The 19,771-nt window shown below is 73.4% G+C and carries 22 protein-coding genes and 1 riboswitch; of the genes, 16 read left to right on the top strand and 6 right to left on the bottom strand.

What is annotated here, in order from left to right; all coding sequences use genetic code 11:
- Window positions 1-207: 207 nt before the first annotated feature.
- Window positions 208-969: an SDR family NAD(P)-dependent oxidoreductase gene (locus M8C11_RS28725; RefSeq protein WP_252454508.1), complete on the bottom strand. Its 762-nt coding sequence runs from the start codon at window positions 967-969 to the stop codon at window positions 208-210.
- An 81-nt stretch (window positions 970-1,050) separates the two neighbouring features.
- Between M8C11_RS28725 and M8C11_RS28720 the strand changes: the two genes are divergently transcribed.
- The 8 genes from M8C11_RS28720 to M8C11_RS28685 all read left to right on the top strand — a co-directional run bounded on the left by M8C11_RS28720 (window position 1,051) and on the right by M8C11_RS28685 (window position 8,447).
- Entirely contained in the window at window positions 1,051-1,395 is a 345-nt protein-coding gene (locus M8C11_RS28720) for a histidine triad nucleotide-binding protein (protein ID WP_013475524.1), read from the top strand.
- Window positions 1,392-2,768 carry a serine hydrolase gene (locus tag M8C11_RS28715; protein WP_252454506.1) on the top strand — a complete coding sequence of 459 codons (1,377 nt, stop codon included), beginning with the start codon at window positions 1,392-1,394 and terminating at the stop codon, window positions 2,766-2,768. The genes M8C11_RS28720 and M8C11_RS28715 overlap by 4 nt, the downstream gene beginning before the upstream one ends.
- Before the next feature lie 136 nt (window positions 2,769-2,904).
- Window positions 2,905-3,963 carry a PhoH family protein gene (locus M8C11_RS28710; RefSeq protein ID WP_091421739.1) on the top strand — a complete coding sequence of 353 codons (1,059 nt, stop codon included), beginning with the start codon at window positions 2,905-2,907 and terminating at the stop codon, window positions 3,961-3,963.
- 39 nt (window positions 3,964-4,002) lie between these two features.
- Window positions 4,003-4,476 carry an rRNA maturation RNase YbeY gene (gene ybeY, locus M8C11_RS28705; protein WP_091421737.1) on the top strand — a complete coding sequence of 158 codons (474 nt, stop codon included), beginning with the start codon at window positions 4,003-4,005 and terminating at the stop codon, window positions 4,474-4,476.
- Window positions 4,452-5,861 (top strand): hemolysin family protein, encoded by a 1,410-nt coding sequence (locus M8C11_RS28700; RefSeq protein WP_199733337.1) that lies wholly within the window; start codon window positions 4,452-4,454, stop codon window positions 5,859-5,861. The genes ybeY and M8C11_RS28700 overlap by 25 nt, the downstream gene beginning before the upstream one ends.
- On the top strand, window positions 5,854-6,240 hold the full coding sequence (locus tag M8C11_RS28695; protein ID WP_252454504.1) for a cytidine deaminase: 387 nt from the start codon (window positions 5,854-5,856) through the stop codon (window positions 6,238-6,240). Before M8C11_RS28700 ends, M8C11_RS28695 begins: the two co-directional genes overlap by 8 nt.
- Entirely contained in the window at window positions 6,237-7,133 is an 897-nt protein-coding gene (gene era, locus M8C11_RS28690; RefSeq protein ID WP_043329016.1) for a GTPase Era, read from the top strand. The genes M8C11_RS28695 and era overlap by 4 nt, the downstream gene beginning before the upstream one ends.
- A 150-nt stretch (window positions 7,134-7,283) precedes the next feature.
- Complete coding sequence (locus M8C11_RS28685) at window positions 7,284-8,447, top strand: acyltransferase (RefSeq protein ID WP_252454502.1); 1,164 nt, start codon at window positions 7,284-7,286, stop codon at window positions 8,445-8,447.
- A gap of 172 nt (window positions 8,448-8,619) precedes the next feature.
- On the opposite strand, the gene M8C11_RS28680 is transcribed toward M8C11_RS28685, so the two are convergent.
- Window positions 8,620-9,471 (bottom strand): DUF4097 family beta strand repeat-containing protein, encoded by an 852-nt coding sequence (locus M8C11_RS28680; RefSeq protein ID WP_252454500.1) that lies wholly within the window; start codon window positions 9,469-9,471, stop codon window positions 8,620-8,622.
- A 102-nt stretch (window positions 9,472-9,573) separates the two neighbouring features.
- Here M8C11_RS28680 and recO point away from each other — a divergent pair, with 102 nt between their 5' ends.
- From recO to M8C11_RS28660, 4 genes are all read left to right on the top strand, one after another.
- Window positions 9,574-10,446 (top strand): DNA repair protein RecO, encoded by an 873-nt coding sequence (gene recO, locus M8C11_RS28675; RefSeq protein ID WP_252454498.1) that lies wholly within the window; start codon window positions 9,574-9,576, stop codon window positions 10,444-10,446.
- Between the two features lie 32 nt (window positions 10,447-10,478).
- Window positions 10,479-11,255, top strand: coding sequence for an isoprenyl transferase (locus tag M8C11_RS28670; RefSeq protein ID WP_175438756.1), 777 nt, complete (start codon window positions 10,479-10,481; stop codon window positions 11,253-11,255).
- A 68-nt stretch (window positions 11,256-11,323) separates the two neighbouring features.
- Window positions 11,324-11,509 (top strand): hypothetical protein, encoded by a 186-nt coding sequence (locus tag M8C11_RS28665; RefSeq protein WP_073831832.1) that lies wholly within the window; start codon window positions 11,324-11,326, stop codon window positions 11,507-11,509.
- A 140-nt stretch (window positions 11,510-11,649) separates the two neighbouring features.
- A complete protein-coding gene (locus M8C11_RS28660; RefSeq protein WP_252454496.1) occupies window positions 11,650-11,874 on the top strand; it encodes a thioredoxin reductase in 225 nt (74 codons plus the stop codon).
- A gap of 9 nt (window positions 11,875-11,883) precedes the next feature.
- Here M8C11_RS28660 and gndA read toward each other — a convergent pair whose 3' ends face one another.
- The gene (gndA, locus tag M8C11_RS28655) at window positions 11,884-13,326 is read right to left on the bottom strand and encodes an NADP-dependent phosphogluconate dehydrogenase (RefSeq protein WP_252454494.1); all 1,443 of its coding nucleotides are present in this window, start codon (window positions 13,324-13,326) and stop codon (window positions 11,884-11,886) included.
- Window positions 13,327-13,670: 344 nt separating this feature from the next.
- Here gndA and M8C11_RS28650 point away from each other — a divergent pair, with 344 nt between their 5' ends.
- Window positions 13,671-14,036, top strand: a complete 366-nt coding sequence (locus M8C11_RS28650; protein WP_252454492.1) for a hypothetical protein — start codon at window positions 13,671-13,673, stop codon at window positions 14,034-14,036.
- A gap of 234 nt (window positions 14,037-14,270) precedes the next feature.
- On the opposite strand, the gene M8C11_RS28645 is transcribed toward M8C11_RS28650, so the two are convergent.
- The 3 genes from M8C11_RS28645 to M8C11_RS28635 all read right to left on the bottom strand — a co-directional run bounded on the left by M8C11_RS28645 (window position 14,271) and on the right by M8C11_RS28635 (window position 17,274).
- Complete coding sequence (locus M8C11_RS28645; protein WP_252454490.1) at window positions 14,271-15,071, bottom strand: energy-coupling factor transporter transmembrane protein EcfT; 801 nt, start codon at window positions 15,069-15,071, stop codon at window positions 14,271-14,273.
- Window positions 15,068-16,573, bottom strand: coding sequence for an ABC transporter ATP-binding protein (locus M8C11_RS28640; protein WP_252454488.1), 1,506 nt, complete (start codon window positions 16,571-16,573; stop codon window positions 15,068-15,070). Before M8C11_RS28640 ends, M8C11_RS28645 begins: the two co-directional genes overlap by 4 nt.
- A 110-nt stretch (window positions 16,574-16,683) precedes the next feature.
- The gene (locus tag M8C11_RS28635; RefSeq protein ID WP_091421696.1) at window positions 16,684-17,274 is read right to left on the bottom strand and encodes an ECF transporter S component; all 591 of its coding nucleotides are present in this window, start codon (window positions 17,272-17,274) and stop codon (window positions 16,684-16,686) included.
- Window positions 17,275-17,349: 75 nt separating this feature from the next.
- Window positions 17,350-17,456, bottom strand: a riboswitch (TPP riboswitch).
- A 76-nt stretch (window positions 17,457-17,532) separates the two neighbouring features.
- Between M8C11_RS28635 and M8C11_RS28630 the strand changes: the two genes are divergently transcribed.
- From M8C11_RS28630 to M8C11_RS28620, 3 genes are all read left to right on the top strand, one after another.
- Window positions 17,533-18,369, top strand: a complete 837-nt coding sequence (locus M8C11_RS28630) for an alpha/beta fold hydrolase (protein WP_252454486.1) — start codon at window positions 17,533-17,535, stop codon at window positions 18,367-18,369.
- On the top strand, window positions 18,366-19,115 hold the full coding sequence (locus M8C11_RS28625) for a sugar isomerase domain-containing protein (RefSeq protein ID WP_252454484.1): 750 nt from the start codon (window positions 18,366-18,368) through the stop codon (window positions 19,113-19,115). The genes M8C11_RS28630 and M8C11_RS28625 overlap by 4 nt, the downstream gene beginning before the upstream one ends.
- 91 nt (window positions 19,116-19,206) lie before the next feature.
- On the top strand, window positions 19,207-19,707 hold the full coding sequence (locus tag M8C11_RS28620; protein WP_252454482.1) for a DUF6328 family protein: 501 nt from the start codon (window positions 19,207-19,209) through the stop codon (window positions 19,705-19,707).
- Window positions 19,708-19,771 lie beyond the last annotated feature (64 nt).

Below are 19,771 nucleotides of genomic sequence, written 5' to 3'. Positions count from 1 at the left end.
CAACCGCCGCACCACAGAAGGCCGCACCCCAGCCGAGATCACCCGCAGCCTCAAACGCTACATAGCCCGCCAAATCTGGCGCACCCTCGAAGCCACCACTTGACAGCCACCTTCACAGATCTTGCAGTTTGGGCCCTCGTCACGCCCTTTCTGTGGGGCTTTGTCGGGGCCAAAAGTGCAAGATCGCGGAGTCGGGGGGAGGGTGGGTCAGGAGCGGAGGTAGGAGGCGCCGTTGAGGTCGATGATGGTGCCGGACGCCCACTCGGCCTCGGGGCTGGCGAGCCAGTGCACCGCCGCGGCGATCTCCTCCGGCCGGGCCACCCGCTGGAACGGGGACTGGGCGCGTACCGCCTCGCCCCGCTCGCTCTTCAGGTGCTCGTTGGTCATGTCGGTCTCGACGAAGCCGGGCGCCACGCAGGCCACCCCGATGCCGTACGGCGCCAGCGCCACCGCGAGCGACTGGGCCATCGCGTTCATCCCGGCCTTGCTGGCCCCGTACGCCGGGTTGGCCGGCTCACCCCGGAACGCGCCCCGGGACGACACGTTCACGATCCGGCCCCCGCGTTCGCGCATGTGCTGCGCGGCGCACCAGGCGGCGTTGGCGGCGCCGACCAGGTTGGTGTCGAGCACCTCCCGCCACCGCGCCCGCCACTGCTCGTAGCTGCTCTCGAAGACCGGGTGCGGCGGATCGGCCGGCCCGAACACGCCCGCGTTGTTGACCAGCACGTCGAGACCGCCGAGCCGCTGGGCCGCCTCGTCCACCATGGCGCGTACCGCGTCGGCGTCGGCCAGGTCGGCGCGTACCACCACGTGCCCGTCGCCGGGCAGTTCGGCGCGCAGCCGCTCCGCCAGTTCGGCCGAGTCCCGGTGGTGGATCGCCACCCGGTCCCCGCCGGCGGCGAACGCCCGCGCCACCGCCCGTCCGATGCCCCGCGAGGCCCCCGTCACCAGCACCGCCCGTCCCGACATGGCGGCCATCCTGCCGTATCGGGCCGGTCCGCCCGGCGGTGCCCCCGCCACGCTCGGGGCGCCCGTCCTTACACTGCTGCGATGGACTGCCTCTTCTGCCGGATCGTCGCCGGGGAGATTCCGGCCACCATCGTCCGCGAGACCGCCACCACCCTGGCCTTCCGGGACATCGACCCGAAGGCGCCCACCCACGTGCTGGTGATCCCGAAGGAGCACTACGCGGACGTGGCCACGCTGGCCCAGGGCGCGCCCGAGCTGGCCGGCGAGGTGCTCCAGACCGCCGCCGTGGTGGCGGAGGAGGAGGGCCTGACCGTGGACGGGTTCCGGCTGATGTTCAACACCGGCCCGTACGGCGGCCAGGAGGTCTTCCACGTGCACGCCCACCTGCTCGGCGGCGCGCCGCTCGGCCCGATGCTCTGCCGATGACCGACGTCTCCGACCGGCTCGGCCGGATGGTGCGCCAGGCGCAGGCCACCGGGCGGATCCCGGCGGTGTCGGCCGCCCTGCACCGGGCCGACCGGCCGCTCTGGACCTGCACGGTGGGCGACACCGGCAACGACACCCCGCTGGGGGCGGAGACGGTGTTCCGGATCGGCTCGGTCACCAAGACCTTCACCGCGGCGCTCGTCATGCAGTGCCGCGACGACGGCCTGCTCGACCTGGACGACCCGATCGGGCGGCACCTCGACCTGCCCGCGCACGGCGAGGCGACGGTACGCCGGCTGCTGTCGCACACCGCCGGCCTGCAACGCGAGCCGCACGGCGACGTGTGGGACAGCCTGCGCGCCCCGGCCGTCGACGAGATGCTGGCCGACCTGGCCCGGGTCGAGCGGGTGCTGCCCACCGGCCGGCGCTTCCACTACTCCAACCTCGGCCTGGCGCTGCTCGGCGAGGCGGTCGCCCGGCTGCGCGGCGGCACCTGGGCCGAGGTGCTGGCCGACCGGGTGCTCGGCCCACTCGGGCTGACCGCCACCGGCCCGCACCCGACCGAGCGCGCCGCGACCGGGTTCCTGGTCGACGCGTACTCCGACGAGGCCCACCCGGAACCACCCGCCGACTTCGGCGCGGTGGCCCCCGCCGCGCAGCTCTGGAGCACCGCGACGGACATGGCCCGCTGGGCCGCGTTCCTGGCCGACCCGGCGGCGGTGGACCCGGACGGCGCGGTGCTCGCCGCGACGACTGTCGAGGAGATGCGCTGGCCGCTCACCCCCACCGACGAGTCGGTCTGGGCGGCCGGCTTCGGGCTGGGGCTGATCCTGGTTCCGCAGCCGGAGCGGGTGACCCACGTGGGCCACGACGGCGCGATGCCCGGATTCCTCGCCGCCGTCTACGGGCGGCGCGGCGGGCAGGGCACCGCCGGGGCGATGGGCGCCGCCGTGCTCGGGTCGTCCGGCACCGGCGTGGAGGTGTTCGACCTGTCCCACCGGCTGCTGGCCGCCGCCGCCGAGCACGACCCGGCGGAGATCGAGCCGTGGCGTCCCGGCCCGCCCGCCCCGGACCACCTGCGCGGCGTGCTGGGCCGCTGGTGGGGCGAGGGCTTCGAGTACGTCTTCTCCTGGCACGACGGGACGCTGCGGGCGCGTGGCGCGGACGACCCGGCCGGGAAGCCGCCCGCCGTGTTCGCGCCGCTGCCGGACCGGCCGGACGTGTTCCGCACGGTCTCCGGCCGCGAGGTGGGGGAGCTGCTGCGGCTGACCCGCGACGAGCGCGGCGTGGTGGTCCGGATGCACTGGGCGACCTACCGGTTCACCCGCACCCAGGAGACCTTCGACGGGTACGACTTCCGCGTCGGCGACTGACCGGCGAGCACCGGAAATGGGCGCGGTGCGTACGGTGCCGACCCGATACGATGGGAGGTAACCGTTCGCCGCGCCACCAGGGCCCGGCGCCCGAGAAGCGGAGAGCAGGTGGCGCAGGGCCCGACGGGCCCGACCTATGACCGGCACCCCACCTCCCGGCACGCCGCGTGTGCAGACCAGGATCACGGTCCCCGACCAGAAGATCATGGTGAACCTGCTCGGCGCGGGCGACGAGATCCTGCGGCTCGTCGAGCGCTCGATCGACAGCGACGTCCACGTCCGCGGCAACGAGATCACCATCACCGGCGCCCCCGCCGACAACGCCCTCGCCGAGCGCCTCTTCAGTGAGCTGCTCGAACTGATCGAGAAAGGCGAGACCCTGACCACAGACGCGGTACGGCGTACCGTCGGCATGCTCGAGCAGGGCGGCGCCGAGCGGCCCGCCGAGGTCCTGACGCTCAACATCCTCTCCCGGCGCGGCCGCACCATCCGTCCCAAGACGCTGGGGCAGAAGAAGTACGTCGACGCGATCGACGCCCACACCATCGTCTTCGGCATCGGCCCGGCCGGTACCGGCAAGACCTACCTGGCCATGGCGAAGGCCGTGCAGGCGCTGCAGGCCAAGCAGGTGAACCGGATCATCCTGACCCGGCCGGCGGTCGAGGCGGGGGAGCGGCTGGGCTTCCTGCCCGGCACCCTGAACGAGAAGATCGATCCCTACCTGCGCCCGCTCTACGACGCGCTGCACGACATGCTCGACCCGGAGACCATCCCGAAGCTGATGGCCGCCGGCACGATCGAGGTGGCGCCGCTGGCATACATGCGCGGAAGGACGTTGAACGACGCGTTCATCATCCTGGACGAGGCGCAGAACACCACGCCCGAGCAGATGAAGATGTTCCTCACCCGGCTCGGCTTCGGCTCCAAGATCGTCGTAACCGGTGACGTCACCCAGGTGGACCTTCCCGGCGGGACGACCAGCGGCCTGCGGGTGGTCCGGGAGATCCTGAACAACGTCGAGGACGTGCACTTCGCCCAGCTCTCCAGCTCCGACGTGGTGCGCCACAAGCTGGTGGGCGAGATCGTCGACGCGTACGCCCGCTGGGACGCCGAGCGGGAGAACCAGCAGGCGCAGAGCGTGCACGCCGTACCGGGGCGGACCGCCCAGGGCGGCCGGGCCGGCCGGCGCCGCTGACCCGCCGGCGCAAGCCGTCACATCATCAGAGGAAGACAGTTGTCCATCGAGATCGCCAACGAGTCGGGTGTCGACGTCGACACCGACGCCGTGCTCGCCGTCGCGCGGCACGCCCTCGACGAGATGGGGGTCAACCCCCTCGCCGAGCTGTCCGTGCTGCTCGTCGACATCGAATACATGTCGGAGCTGAACCACAGGTGGATGGGTGGCGACGGCCCGACCGACGTGCTCGCCTTCCCCATGGACGAGGGCAGCGTCGACCACGGCCCGGGCGAGAGCAGCCCGGCCGGCGGTGAGCCGGCGCTGCTCGGCGACATCGTGCTCTGCCCGGAGGTGGCGGCCAAGCAGGCCGCCGCGGCCGGACACTCGGCCGCCGACGAGCTGCACCTGCTCACCGTGCACGGCGTGCTGCACCTGCTGGGCTACGACCACGCCGAGCCCGAGGAGGAGCGGGAGATGTTCGGCCTCCAGGCCCGGCTGCTGGCCAGCTGGCGGTCGACCCGGTCGCGGTGATGGACGCCTTGGCGGCGGTCCGTGCCCCCGCCGGTCTGCCCGATCTTCAACTCCTGTTCTTCGCCGCCGGGCTGGTGGTGCTCGCCGGCCTGATCGCGATGACCGAGGCGGCGCTGGCCGCCGTCTCCCCGGCCCGCGCGGCCGAGCTGACCCGGGACGGGGCCCGCGGCGGGCGTGCCCTCCAGGCGGTCGCCGGTGACGTGGTCCGCCACCTCAACCTGCTGCTCCTGCTGCGCCTGCTGGCCGAGCTGACCGCCACCACGCTCGTCGCGCTGGTGGCTGTCGACACGTTCGGCGCGGGCTGGCGGGCGGCGCTGGTGACCGCCGGCGCGATGACCGTGGTGAGCTTCGTCGTCGTCGGCGTCGGCCCGCGCACGATCGGCCGCCAGCACGCCTACGCGGTCGGCCGCGCGGTCGCGCCGCTGGTGCGCTGGCTGGGCCGCGCGCTCAACCCGCTGGCGTCGCTGCTGATCCTGATCGGCAACGCGGTCACCCCCGGCAAGGGCTTCCGCGAGGGGCCGTTCGCGACCCAGGTGGAGCTGCGGGAGCTGGTCGACCTGGCCGAGCAGCGCGGGGTGGTGGAGCACGGCGAGCGCCAGATGATCCACTCGGTCTTCGCGCTCGGCGACACCATCGCCCGCGAGGTGATGGTGCCGCGTACCGAGATGGTGTGGATCGAGGAACGCAAGACGCTCGCGCAGGCGCTGGCGTTGTTCCTGCGCTCCGGTTTCTCCCGCATCCCGGTGATAGGGGAGAACGTCGACGACGTGCTCGGTGTGCTCTACCTCAAGGACCTGATCCGGCGGGTGCAGGGCGACCAGGGCGCCCGGCAGATGCCGGTGGCCGAGCTGATGCGCCCGGCCACGTTCGTGCCGGAGTCCAAGCCGGTGGACGACCTGCTCTCCGAGATGCAGGCGGCCCGCAACCACCTGGTCATCGTGGTCGACGAGTACGGCGGCACCGGCGGCCTGGTCACCATCGAGGACATCCTGGAGGAGATCGTCGGAGAGATCACCGACGAGTACGATGTCGAGCGCCCGCCGATCGAGCACCTGCCGGACGGGGCCGTGCGGGTGACCGCGCGGCTGCCGGTGGAGAATCTGGGCGAGCTGTTCGACACCGAGCTGCCCACCGACGAGGTGGAGACGGTCGGAGGCCTGCTCGCCCAGGCGCTCGGCCGGGTGCCCATCCCGGGCGCCGAGGCCGAGGTGGCCGGGCTGCGGCTGGTGGCCGAGGGCACCACCGGCCGGCGCAACCGGATCGACACGGTTCTGGTGAGCCGGGTCGACCGGGGTGACGCGCCGGAGGGCACCAACCGAAGCGAGCCGCCCGATTCGCGTGGCGACAACAACCGTTCCGAGGAGAGGCAACCCGCCGATGCCTGATTCACCCGCCGTACCGGCTGCCCTGCCCACCCCCGCCGACCCGGCGGAGCTGAGCGCCGAGGACGCCAAGCTCGTCGTCCTGGCCCGGGGCGCGCGGAGCCGGGTGGCGGCCGTGGAGGGCGCCGCCGTCCGCGACCAGGACGGCCGGACGTACGCGGCGGCGAGCGTGGCGCTGCCGTCGCTGACCCTGACCGCGCTCCAGCTCGCGGTGGCCTCGGCGGTGGCGGCGGGCGCGAGCCGGCTGGAGGCCGCCGTGGTGGTGACCGAGGCGTCGACGCTGGACGGGGCGGGGCACGCCGCGGTGCGTGACCTGTCCGCCGACGCGCCGGTGCACGTGGCCGCGCCGGACGGCACCGTCCTCGGCACGGTGGTCGAGTGACCACGCCCGAGGCGCGCCCCTACCGGGCCGGTTTCGCCTGTTTCGTCGGGCGGCCGAACGCCGGCAAGTCGACGCTCACCAACGCGATCGTCGGCACCAAGATTGCGATCACCTCGAACAAGCCGCAGACCACCCGGCACATCATCCGGGCGGTGCTGCACCGGCCGGACTCGCAGCTCGTGCTGGTCGACACCCCGGGCCTGCACCGCCCCCGGACGCTGCTCGGCGAGCGCCTCAACGACCTGGTCCGGGAGACCTGGAGCGAGGTCGACGTGATCGGCCTGTGCGTCCCGGCGAACGAGCCGGTCGGGCGGGGCGACCGCTTCATCACCGGCGAGCTGGCCAGCCTGAAGGCCACGGTGCTGGCGGTGGTCACCAAGACCGACCTGGTCGACAAGAAGCGGCTGGCCGAGCAGCTGCTCGCGGTGAGCGAGCTGGGCGAGTTCGCCGCGGTGGTGCCGGTCAGCGCGGTCTCCGGGCACCAGGTCGACACGCTCGTCGACGTGATGACCGGCTACCTGCCCGAGTCGCCGCAGCTCTACCCGGACGACATGCTCACCGACGACCCGGAGCAGGTCCTCGTGGCCGAGCTGGTCCGCGAGGCGGCGCTGGAGGGCGTACGCGACGAGCTGCCGCACTCCATCGCGGTGGTGGTGGAGGAGATGATCCCGGAGGGCAACCTCACCAAGATCTACGCCGACGTGTACGTGGAGCGCTCGAGCCAGAAGGCCATCGTCATCGGCCACCGGGGCAGCCGCCTCAAGCACGTGGGCACCACCGCCCGGCGGCAGATCGAGGAGTTGCTCGGCACCCGGGTCTACCTCGACCTGCACGTACGGGTGGCGAAGGACTGGCAGCGCGACCCGAAGCAGTTGCGCAAGCTCGGCTTCTGACGCCAGGGCCGGGGCGGCCGATGGCGGCATGATCAGGATCAGCCAGACCTATGGGACATCTCACTTTCCATAGGTGTTCGTGGCTGTTTCACAGCGTCCGGGAGCAGGGTAGGGACCATTGTCTCTGCCCCCGGACCCCGCCGTGAGCTGATGCGAAACCGCTATCTGGACCTGCTCCGCTTCCTGGCCATCCTGCGCGTCGTCACCTACCACGTCACCGGCTACGCCACGCTCACGCTGGTGTTCCCGGCGATGTCGGTGATGTTCGCCCTGGCCGGGTCGCTGATGGCGGCGTCACTCGACCGAAGCGGGGTACGCGCGGTCGGCCGCCGGCTGCGCCGCCTCCTGCCGTCGCTGTGGGTGGTCGCCGCGGTCTTCGTACCGGCCATGCTGCTCACCGGGCTGGCGTTCGGCCCGAAGGTGCTGCTCTGGCTCTTCCCGATCAGCGACCCGCCGGCCAACTACTGGGGCGGGCTGGCGCTCAGCCCGATCTGGTACCTGCGGGACTACCTGTGGTTCGTCCTCGCCTCACCGTTCGTGCTGTGGCTGTTCCGCCGGGCGCCGCTGCCCACGCTCGCCGCCCCGTACCTGCTGCTGGTCGCGATCGAGGCCGGTGTCCTGGCGAACCCGCCGACGGTGCTGCGTGAGTTCGGCCTCTACTTCGGCGCCTGGCTGCTCGGCTTCGCCCACCACGACGGGATGCTGCGCCGGATGCGCAACCGGGTGCTGCTGCCGGTCGCCGCTGTGGTCGGCGCCGCCGGGCTCGCCTGGATCGTCACCCACTCGGGCCCGCGCGGGTACGACATCAACGACATCCCGCTCGGCAACGCGCTCTGGTCGGCCGCGTTCATCCTGGTGGCGATCGGCCGGGCGCCGGCCGGCGTGACCTGGGTCGACCGCGTACCGGCGCTCGGCCGGGCGGTCACGGTGGTGAACCGGCGCGCGCTGACGGTCTATCTCTGGCACATGCCGTTCGTGGTGCTCCTCACCCCGCTGGTCGGCCTGGTCGGCTGGTCGCCGCGTGACCCGGTGGGTCTGTGGCTGCGGGTGGGGCTGGTCTTCGCGCTCGTCGGTGTGGTGACGCTCATGGTCGGCTGGGTCGAGGACGTGGCCGCCCGGCGTACCCCGGAACTGATCCCCGGCAAGGCGCGGCGGACCGTGGCCGACCGGGCGGCGGCCGCCCCGGCCAGCCCGGCCCCCGCCGGGGCGGAGGACGCGCTGGTCAGCGTCGGCGCCCGGGTGCCGGCGCCGCGCCGCCCGGCCGAGACCCCCGTGCGCCCCGCCCCGGCGTCCCGGCGGGACGCGCCCGGCTGAGCCACCACCGGGTACGGCTCCGGTCCGCGCGACGTCCGCGACCGCCCGCCCGCCTGTCCCCGTTGATCATGAGGTTGGCGGCAGTTCGTGCCCGATTTGTCGCCGCCAACCTCATGATCGCCGAGGTGAGGGCGGGGTGCGTGGAGCAGTCACCCGGCCGGACGCCGTCGGCTCAGCGGGTGCTGACCGTGACGTTGCCGCTGGTGGCGGACGCTTCGAGCTGGACCGAGGCGGTCGGGTCGTCGGTGACGCGCACGTCGGTGTCGCCGGACGTCGCGGTGGCGCGCACCCGGTAGCGGCCCGCCGGTACGGCCAGGTCGACGTCTCCGCTCGTGGCGTGCACCCGGGCCGGTGCCGGCTGGTCCAGCTCGACGACGATGTTGCCGGAGGTGGTCTCCGCGTCGATCGCGGAGGCGAGCCGGCGGGCCTCGATGTCGCCGGAGCGGGCCCGCAGCCGCACCGGGCCGGCCGCCTGGACGACCCGGATGTTGCCCGACGTGGTGGACGCGCGGACCTCGCCGGTGGCGCCCCGGACGGTCAGGTCGCCGGAGCTGAGCGTGAACTCCACCGCGCCGACGTCGCTGAGGTCGACGTTGCCCGAGCCGGTGCCGCCGCGCACCACCACGCCGGGCGGCGCGGTCACCTCCCAGGAGATGCTGCACCGGTGCCCGCAGTCGGTGGGCAGGACCAGTTCGTCGCCCTTGATCTCGTACCGGCTGTTCGGCTCGTCGCCCTGGTAGCGGACCACGCGCTTGACGCGTACCTGGTCCGTGGGGCCGTTGGCCCGGACCACGACGTCGCCGGCGCCGTCGTCGTCCACGGTGATCTTGGTGATCTTCGTCCGCTCGGTCTGGTCGAAGTCGAGGCGGCGGAACGAGAGGGTGTCACACCCGGCGAGCACGATGAGGGCGGTGGCCGCGGTGGCGGCCACCACGCCGCGTGCCTGGAAACCCGTGCGGGGCCGGAAGACGTTGCGCGGCCGGAGACCCGTGCGCGGCCGGGGAGCGGTGCGGAGCGAAGCCATGGCCAGCACATTAGGTCCGGCCGAGCACCCGGCACATCGGGGATCGCCCGACCGTGCACCCCGAGCCGACCCTGAGATCGCACCCGGAGGGAGAATGGCCTGATGGCCGGGTACCGCCGACAGCTCTACCGCGACGACGCGGTGGTGCTGCGTGTGCAGAAGCTGGGCGAGTCCGACCGCATCATCACGCTGTTCACCCGCCGGCACGGCCGGTTGCGCGCGGTGGCCCGCGGCGTGCGGCGCACCACGAGCCGGTTCGGCGCGCGGCTGGAGCCGTTCGGGCACGTCGACCTCCAGCTCGCCGGTGATCCCAAGGGCAACCAGGGCAGCTCGCTGCACACCGTCAGCCAGGTCGAGGCGATCGAGCTGTACGGCAAGCGGTTCCTCGGCGACTACCCCCGCTACACGGCGGCCAGCGCGATCGCCGAGACCGCCGAGCGGCTCACCCCGGTCGAGCGCGAGCCGTCGCTGCGGCTGTTCCAGCTCACCCTCGGCGCGATGAAGTCGCTGGCCCGCGGCGAGCACGCCACCACGCTGGTGCTCGACGCGTACCTGCTGCGCGGCATGGCCTTCGCCGGCTGGGCGCCGGCGCTCGTCGCCTGCGCGGTCTGCGGCGAGCCGGGCCGGCACCGCGCGTTCTCCGTACCGGCCGGCGGCGCGGTCTGCCCGGACTGCCGGCCCCCCGGCGCCGCCCACCCCGCGCCGGCCACGCTGGAGCTGATGTCCGCGCTGACCTCCGGCGACTGGGGGTACGCCGACTCGGCCGAAACCGGCGTACGCCGGGAGTGCAGCGGGCTGGTCGCGGCGCACCTCCAGTGGCATCTGGAGCGCGCGCTACGCTCGCTGCCGCTGGTCGACCGGGGTGCCCCGGCGTCCGGCGCGGTCCCGCCGCCCGGCGGCGCGGGACCGGATGTGGTCCCGCCGCGCTCCGGCGCCGGGCCCGTCGCCGGTGTGAACAGGGAGATGACCGAGTGATCCGATCGACGAGGGCGACCCGCCGCGAGCCGGTGCCGCCGACCCCGCACCCCTCCGGCGCCCGACCGCCGGCGCTGCCGCCCGCCGCGGTGCCCCGGCACGTCGCCATCGTGATGGACGGCAACGGCCGCTGGGCCAAGGAGCGCGGCCTGCCCCGCACCAAGGGCCACGAGCAGGGCGAGCACAGCCTGTTCGACGCCGTCGAGGGCGCGATCGAGATGGGCATCCCCTACCTGTCCGCGTACGCGTTCTCCACCGAGAACTGGCGGCGCTCGCCGGACGAGGTCCGCTTCCTGATGGGCTTCAACCGCGACGTCATCCGCCGCCGCCGGGACCAGCTCGTCGACCTGGGCGTACGCGTGGTCTGGTCGGGCCGCGCGGGCCGGCTGTGGAAGAGCGTCATCTCCGAGCTGCAGACCGCCGAGGAGATGTCGCGCGACAACTCGACGCTGACGCTGCAGTTCTGCGTCAACTACGGCGGCCAGGCGGAGATCGCCGACGCCGCCGCCGGGATCGCCCGCGACGTGGCGGCCGGCAGGCTCGACCCGGCCAAGGTGAACGAGAAGACGGTGGCGCGTTACCTCTACCACCCAGAGGTGCCCGAGGTCGACCTGTTCCTGCGCCCCTCCGGCGAGCAGCGCATCTCCAACTTCCTGCTCTGGCAGACCGCGTACGCCGAGCTGGTCTACCTGGACACGCTCTGGCCCGACTTCGACCGCCGCCACCTCTGGTACGCCTGCGAGCTGTACGCCCAGCGCGACCGCCGCTTCGGTGGGGCCCTGCCCAACCCGGTGGCACCGGGAGCCTGAGGTCACGCTTACCGACGCGGCGCGCTGGGTACGGGTACCGGTAGACGACAAACGCGGAGGTGAACCACATGATTCAGAAGCGGATCGCGCAGTGGGCGGTCATGGCGGTCGCCGTGCCGCTGGCGGCGGCCGGCGCGCGCCGGCTCAGCCACACCCTGGAGGCCCGTCGCGGCCCGTCCGGGGTGAGCCGTCTGCTGACCAAGGGCGCCGACCTGGTCCGGCCGCAGAAGGCCAAGCGTCGCCGGTTCTTCTGACCGCGACGCTCGGCCCTGGTGGCTGCGGCCGGTATCCGGCCCGAGCGTGACGCCCCGCATCCGGCTTTCCCGCCGGGCGCGGGGCGTTCCGCTCTACGATCGGCGCAGGGCGCGCCTCGCGCCCACCACGGGGGTGGAGGATGCGCGATCTCCGGTACGAGATGACTGCTGCCCTGGCCGCCGCCGACCTGGTGGAGCCGGCCCGCCGGGACGCGGTCGCCGCACTGTGCGCCGACGTGGCGCAGCGGTGGTGCGCCGACCTCGGGCACACCCCGGCCGTCCGCTCCGGTGAGATCGGCGAACTGGCGGCAGGCGAGCCGGCCGCCGGATGGGCGCCCGAGCCGGACGGTCAGCGGGCCTGGTGAGCGCGCGGCTCACGCCTCCACTTCGGAACGGTCGCCCGCCCAGAGCGTGTGGAACGAGCCGTCCCGGTCCACCCGGTGGTACGTGTGCGCGCCGAAGTTGTCCCGCAACCCCTGGATCAGCGCGGCCGGCAGCCGCTGCGCCCGCAGCGCGTCGAAGTAGGCCAGCGACGACCCGAAGGCCGGTGCCGGCACGCCCGCCCGGGCCGCGTCGGCCACCACCCGTCGCCAGGCCGGTACGCCGTCGCTGATCCGCTCGGCGAACCAGGGCGCGACGAGCAGCGTCGACAGGTCCGGCTCCACGTCGTACGCCTCCCGGATCCGGTCCAGGAAACCGGCCCGGATGATGCAGCCGCCCCGCCAGATGGTGGCCGTACCGCCCAGGTCGATGTCCCAGTCGTACTCCCGGCTGCCGGCCCGGATGTGGTCGAAACCCTGCGCGTACGCGACGATCTTGCTGGCCAGCAGCGCGCGGCGCACGTCCTCGACGAACGTCTCCCGGTCGTCCACCTGCCACTTCTCGCCCGCGTCGCCGAACACGCGGCGGGCGGCCTCCCGCTGGCCGGCGTGGCCGGACAGCGACCGGGCGAACGTGGCCTCGGCGATGCCGGTGATCGGGATGCCGAGGTCGAGCGCGCTCTGCACGGTCCAGCGGCCGGTGCCCTTCTGCTCGGCCTGGTCGAGCACCACGTCCACGAACGCCTGGCCGGTCGCCGCGTCGGTGTGGCCGAGCACGTCGGCGGTGATCTCGATGAGGAACGACCCCAGCTCGCCGCCGTTCCACTCCCGGAAGATCTCCGCGATCTCCGCCGGGCTCGCCGACAGACCGGCCCGCAACAGGTCGTACGCCTCGGCGATGAGCTGCATGTCGGCGTACTCGATGCCGTTGTGCACCATCTTCACGAAGTGGCCCGCGCCGTCCGGCCCGATGTGCCGGCAGCAGGGCTCACCCTCCACCTGCGCGGCGATCTTCTCGAAGATCGGTCCCAGCTTGCGGTACGACTCGGCCGACCCGCCCGGCATGATGCTCGGCCCGAGCAGCGCGCCCTCCTCGCCGCCGGACACGCCGGTGCCGACGAAGTGCAGCCCGTGCTCGCGCAGCGCCTCCTCCCGGCGGCGGGTGTCGGCGAAGTGCGCGTTGCCGCAGTCGACGACGATGTCCCCCTCCTCCAGCAGCGGGACCAGCTCGTCGATCACCGCGTCGGTGGGCGCGCCGGCCTTCACCATCACGATCACCGCGCGGGGCCGCTCCAGCGAGCCGACGAAGTCCGCGAGCGACTCCGACGGCACGAACGTGCCCTCGTCGCCGTGCTCGGCCACGAGGCTGCGGGTACGTTCCGGCGACCGGTTGTGCACCGCCACGGCGAAGCCGTTGCGGGCCAGGTTCCGGGCCAGGTTGCGGCCCATCACCGCCAGACCGGTGACCCCGATCTGCGCCGTCGCCTGCTCTGCCATGCGTACCGCCACCTCTCGTCCGTGCTGCCGTTCTGCGACCGTATCGCGGTCGTCGGGGGAGCGGGCGGGGACGTCGACAGGGCGTGACCGGCGGGTGGCCGTACGTCTCGCGCGGTAATTCGGATGCGGGGCGCCCGGCGGCGGGTTAGCGTTACGGCATGCGTAAGTGACGCCCCACCTCCGAGCCCGGTCCACCGCCTTCAGTGCCGTGGACCCGTCCTGCTCCGGGCGTCCGCATCCCTTCCCCGCCACCGTCGGTCGCGGTGTCTGTCGTGATCGGAACGCACCGGAGCCCTCGCTCGGCGCGTCCCGGTCGGCGCGCCCGCACGACAGGAGGCCCGCGAATGCCCGCGAAGCGCAATCCGAAGAAGTCCCGCAAGCAGTCCTCGCCGCAGGTGACCGCGCCGACGCTCGACGCGCTCACCGTGGTGCCGCCCGCGATGGTGCTCCCGGCGGAGCCGGTGGCGCCCGCCGTGTCCGCGGTGGTGCGCTCCACCGAGCCGGCGGCGCCCACTGTGTCTCCGGATGCGGTGTCGGCAGTCCTGGCTGCGCCGACGGTGTCGCCCTCGGAGTCTCTGGAGACCCCGGTCCTGCCGGGCGCATCCGCGACGCCGCCCAGATCGGGCCCACCGGCAGGGCGGCAGGCCCGGTTCACCGGGCGCAGTCAGCGCGCCGGCCAGACCCGGTTCTACGCCTTCCGCCGCAGCTGACCGACAGCCCCGCCCACCGGGCAGGCCCCATCCGGGGCCTGCCCGAGCGTCCCCGAAGATCTTGGAAGGTTCCGGCCCCCACAGGGGCTCTTCCGTACCAAGATCTCACCCGGTCTTGGTTGATCATGAGGTTGGCGGCGACAAAACGGGCAACCGGTGGTGTCAACTTCATGATCAACGGGGCGAGGGCGAGGGCGAGGGCGAGGGCGAGGGCGGGGGTGGGGGAGGGGCGGGTCAGCCGATCAAGGGGCGGAAGGTGCCCAGGGCGATGCTTGTGGCCAGGGCGCCGGCTGCCAGCAACGCGGCGCCTACGACGAGCAGGGCGTCGGCGCCGGTGAAGCGCTGACGGCGGGCGACGGAGCGCGGCGTACCCGCGTCGAAGCCCCGGGCGTCCATCGCCACGGCCAGCCGCGTACCCCGCCGGATCGCGCCCACGAGCAGCGTGAACGCGGTGGACGCGAACAGCCGCAGCTTCGCCACCGGGTTGCGGCCGGCGTCCACGCCGCGGGCCCGGCGGGCCATGCTGATCATCCGCCACTCCTGTTCCAGCAGCGGCACCATCCGGAACGCGGCGAGCGCCCCGATGGCGAACCGGGCGGGCGCCTTCGCGTTCTGGATCAGCGCGTCGGCCAGGTCGGTCGGGTCGGTGGTGGCGAACACGACGATGCCGGGCAGCGCCACCGCGAACATGCGCAGCACCAGCCCGAGCGCGGTCATCAGCACGCCCTGGGTGACCAGGACCGGCCCGGCCTCGACCAGTACCGGACCGGAACGGTCGGCCGCGAAGAGCACCAGCGTGACCAGGATGCCGACGGCACCGGCGAGCAGGGGCCACGCCCGGCGGGCCAGCACCCGGTAGCGGACACCGAACAGCGGCAGCACCGCGAGCTCGACGGCGATGGCGACGGCCGGGGCCACCGGGTCGAGCGTCGCCACCAGGATCAGGGTGAAGACCAGCGCGGCGGCCAGCTTCGCCACCGGGTTGCGCCGGGCCAGCGGAGCGCCGGGTGCGGCGACCGGTTCGAGGCCGATCACGGCGCACGCCCGGCAGCCGGACCGTCGTGGCCCGAGCGCTCGGCACCGGCCGGGGGCCGCGCGCCGGGGGAGTGCTCCCCGTCCGGCGGTGACCGGCGCAGGGTGAGCGTCCGGTCGGCCAGCGCGGCCACGAAGTCCTCGTCGTGGGTCACCGCGACCACGCCGTGCCCGGCGTCGCGCAGCTCGGCGAGCAGGTCGACCAGCTCCAGCCAGGTCCGCCGGTCCTGGCCGAACGTGGGCTCGTCGCAGATCAGCAGGCGGGGCGCGGTGGCCAGGGCCGTCGCCACGCTCAGCCGCCGCGCCTCCCCACCCGAGAGGGTGTACGGGTTGGCGCCGGCCAGCTTGTCCAGGCGCAGCCGGTGCAGCAACCCGTCCACGGTGGCGGTCACCGCCGACTCGGGCTGACCGCTGCGGCGCGGACCGAGCGCCAGCTCGTCGCGCACCGTGGCGGTGACGAACTGGTGCTCCGGATCCTGGAAAACCGACCCGATCCGGCGTACCAGCGCTGGTGCCCGCCAGCGGTGCGGGGGAGTGCGCGCGTCCCGCCCGGCCAGTTCGGCGGACGCGGTGACGGTGCCCGTTCCGGGGCGCAGCAGACCGCCCAGGAGCAGCGCGAGTGTGGACTTGCCGGCCCCGTTGGGACCGAGGACGGCGAGCGCCTCGCCGGCGCGTACCCGAAGGTCGGTGGGGTCGAGCCGGGGTGGGAGGCCGAGCCGGTCGGCGGTGAGCAGCACGTCGCCGGGCGGCGTGGTGGCGTGCCGGTGCGGCACGGTGCGGCCCGGCACCCAGACCCCGGCGGCGGCCAGCGCGTCGCCGTGGGCGGCGAAGACCGTCTCGGGTGGCCCGTCGGCGCGTACCCCGCCGCCGGGTTCCAGCACCACGACGCGGTCGACCAGCGGCAGCGCCTCGGTGACCCGGTGCTCGACCAGGATCATCGTGGTGTCCGGGTCGAGCGCGTTCGCGACGGCCCGGCGGATCAGGGCGGCGCCGGCCGGGTCGAGGTTGGCGGTGGGCTCGTCGAGCAGGAGCAGCCCCGGCCGCAGTGCGAGCGTGCCGGCCAGCGCCAGCCGCTGCTGCTCGCCGCCGCTGAGCGCGGCGGTCGGGCGGTCCCGGTCGTACGGGAAGCCGACCCGGTGCAGCGCCTCGTCGACGCGGGGCCAGATCTCGCCGGCGGGTACGCCACGGTTCTCCAGCCCGAACGCCACGTCGTCGCCGGAGCGGGCCATCACGAGCTGGGTCTCCGGATCCTGGAAGACGATGCCGACGCGCTCGCGGGCCTTGCGCGGGTCCAGCCCGTCGATCTCGACGGTGCCCTCCTGCTCGCCGGAGTCCTCCGGCAGCAGCCCGGCGAGCGCGGCCAGCAGCGTGCTCTTGCCGGCCCCGGAGGGCCCGAGCAGCAGCACCCGCTCCCCGCTCTCCACCCGCAGATCCACTCCACGCAGAGCCCAGCGCCGGCGCCCTCCGTGCCGCCACCCGAATCCCCGCAGCACCACAGCGCTCACCGCCCACCCACCCCCTCTCCCGGCCCAGCCTGCGTGATCAAGGAGTTCGCGTCCGGAGAACCGTGCCCGGCGGACGCAAACTCCTTGATCACCGGGCGGGGGGTGAGGCCTCAGACCAGGGCTCGGTCGCGGCCGGCGGGGAAGCGGTCCAGGACGCCGGTGTTCGCCAGCGCGCGGGTGAGGGCCACCGCGCCCAGGCCGGCCACCAGCAGGCAACTGAGCACACCGAAGGCGATGTAGGGCAGCCGGAAGGTCGTCCAGCTCGTGCCCGGGTACCAGTACAGGGCGTCGAACAGCGTGGCGAAGAGGCCGCCGCACGCGCCGGCGAGCGCCGCCGTGAGCGGCCGGTAGAGGCGGTACCGGGTGGCCGCGAAGACCGCCTCGACGCCCAGGCCCTGCACCGCGCCCTGGAGGATCGCCATCGCGCCGTACGGGGAGCCGAGCAGCACCGAGACGGTCGAGGCGACGGTCTCGGTGAGCAGCGCCGCACCCGGCTTGCGGACGATCAGCGCGCTCAGCACGGCCGGGATGAGCCAGACGCCGTACATCACCGACTGCAGCGGGGCGAAGAAGGCGAACGGCCCGTCGCTGCCCTTCCAGAGGATGTTCCAGAGCTGGAACACGACGCCGAAGGCTACGGCGATGACCGAGGCGACGACGATGTCGACGGTACGCCAGCGGTTGCTGTCGGTACGGTTCATGGTTGGCTCCCAGTTCGTCGAGGTGAACCAGGAGAAGACGCACGCCGCGCCCGGTGGTCACCGGACGGCGACGCGGCTGGAGGTCGACCGAACTCCCTGCGCTGGCATTACCCAGATCAGGTTCGAGGGTCTGCGGGCACCGGCCCGCACTCTCAGCGCTGTGCGCTCCCCTGTCGGATGTGAAGTTGTCTCGTCGCAGACGCTAGCACCGACGACGGCCCCCAGCCCAGCAGGGCGAGTGTCGGTATGGTGGCGATCATGCTGGTGGATGCGCGGGGACTGACGTTCGAGGTACGCGCCGGCGGCCCCGAGGGCGGTGATCCCGTCCTGCTGCTGCACGGCTTCCCGCAGCACTCCGGCGAGTGGGACGCGGTGACGCCCGCCCTGCACGCCGCCGGGCTGCGCACGTACGCGCTCGACCAGCGCGGCTACTCGCCCGGCGCGCGTCCGGCGGACGTCGGGGCGTACCGGATTCCGGAGCTGGTGGCCGACGCGGCGGCGGTGCTGGACGCGCTCGGGGTGACCCGCGCGCACGTGGTGGGCCACGACTGGGGCGCGATCGTGGCGTGGGGCCTGGCGGCGGCGCACCCGGAGCGGGTCCGGACGCTGACCGCGGTGTCGGTGCCGCACCCGGCCGCCATGGGCCACGCGCTCGCCACCGACCCACGGCAGAAGGTCAAGTCCGCCTACATCGCGTTGTTCCGCAAGCCCGGTACGGCGGAGAAGGTGCTGCTGGCGTGGAACGGCGCCACGCTGCGCAAGCTGCTGAGCGGGGTGGGCGGCGCCGGCGAGGTGGCCCGGTACGCCGAGCCGATGCGCGAGCCGGGGGCGTTGACGGCGGCGCTGAACTGGTACCGCGCGATGACCGGGACGGACATGAAGGCGGTCGCCCCGGTCGGGGTGCCCACCACGTTCGTCTGGAGCGACAAGGACGTGGCGATCGGCCGGACGGCCGCGCAGGCGTGCGCCGCGCACGTCACGGGTGACTACCGGTTCGTGGTGCTGCCCGGGGTCAGCCACTGGATCCCGGACGAGGCGCCCGGCCCGCTGGCCGAGGCGATCCTCGCCCGGTGCGCAGGAACGGAGGAAGCATGACGGTGAGCGCCGACGCGTACCTGGCGGTGGTGACCGAGACGATCGGCCGGGTCGCGGCCGAGCAGCGACAGAACGTGGCCGACGCGGCCGACCTGATCGCGGCGGCGCTGCAGGCCGACGGCGTGGTGCACGCGTTCGGCACCGGGCACTCCGAGGCGCTGGCCATGGAGATCGCCGGGCGGGCCGGCGGGCTGGTGCCCACCAACCGGATCGCGCTGCGTGACCTGGTGCTGGTCGGCGGCGACCCGGCCGACGTGCTCGGCCCGAAGCTGGAACGCGACCCGGCGGTGGCGCACCGCCTCTACGAGCTGGCGCCGATCCGGCCGCAGGACGTGTTCGTGCTGGCCTCGAACTCGGGCGTGAACGGGGCGATGGTCGAGTTCGCGTCCGTCGTGAAGGAACGCGGGCACGGCCTGGTGGCGATCACGTCGGCGCAGCACTCGGCCCGGATGACGTCGCGGCATCCGTCCGGCCGCAAGCTCGCCGACTTCGCCGACGTGGTGCTGGACAACGGCGCCCCGTACGGCGACGCCACGCTGCCGCTGCCCGGCGGCGGCGCGGTCGGCGCGGTCTCCTCGATCACGGCGGCGCTGCTCGCCCAGCAGATCGTCGCCGAGGTGGTGGCCCGGCTGGTCGCGGCGGGGCAGCGCCCGCCGGTCTACCTGTCCGCGAACATCACCGGCGGCGACGAGCACAACGCCGAGCTGGAGGCACGGTACGCGGGCCGCATCCGCCGGGGATCCTGAACCGGTTTCGTGATCAGCCGTACGGGGCACAGGCGGTCCTGCCGGTGGGCGTTCACCCGCCGGCCGTGCCGTCTCCCGGGGAGGTCCGCGAGTGTCCAAGGAATCCGAGAAGCAGCGCTGGCAGCGCAACTTCGCCGATCTGTTGCAGGAGCTGCGGGTCGCGCAGACCGGCGTGCAGATCCTCTTCGCCTTCCTGCTGACGCTGCCGTTCAGCAACGGGTTCGGCCGGACCACCGAGTTCCAGCGCGACGTCTACATCCTGGCGCTGCTGACCGCCGCCGCGTCCGCCGCGATGATCATCTCTCCGGTCGCGTTCCACCGGGCGTTGTTCCGGCAGGGCCGCAAGCCGGAGCTGGTCCGGTTCGCCCACCGGATGGCCACCGGCGGCCTGTTCTTCATGCTGATCGCGATGGTCAGCTCGGTCCTGCTGGTCACCGACTTCGTGCTGGACCGGCCGATCGCGTTCCTGCTCAGCGCGCTCACCGGCCTGTGGTTCCTGATCTTCTGGGCGATCCTGCCGTTCAGCCGGCGCAACTGGGGTGAGGACGACATCGACGACGAGGACGACAACCCTCGGTCGCTCACCGACTGACGGTTCGCCAAATCGGGCGTGCACGCGGCGCTACCCCTGGGTAACACCCGGGGGTAGCGTCGTT

Origin of the sequence: Micromonospora sp. CPM1 (genome assembly GCF_023896895.1) — a bacterium.
GTDB lineage: Bacteria > Actinomycetota > Actinomycetes > Mycobacteriales > Micromonosporaceae > Micromonospora > Micromonospora tulbaghiae.
The sequence above is the reverse complement of the archived record's forward strand: the minus strand, read 5'-3'. Positions and strand labels throughout refer to the sequence as shown.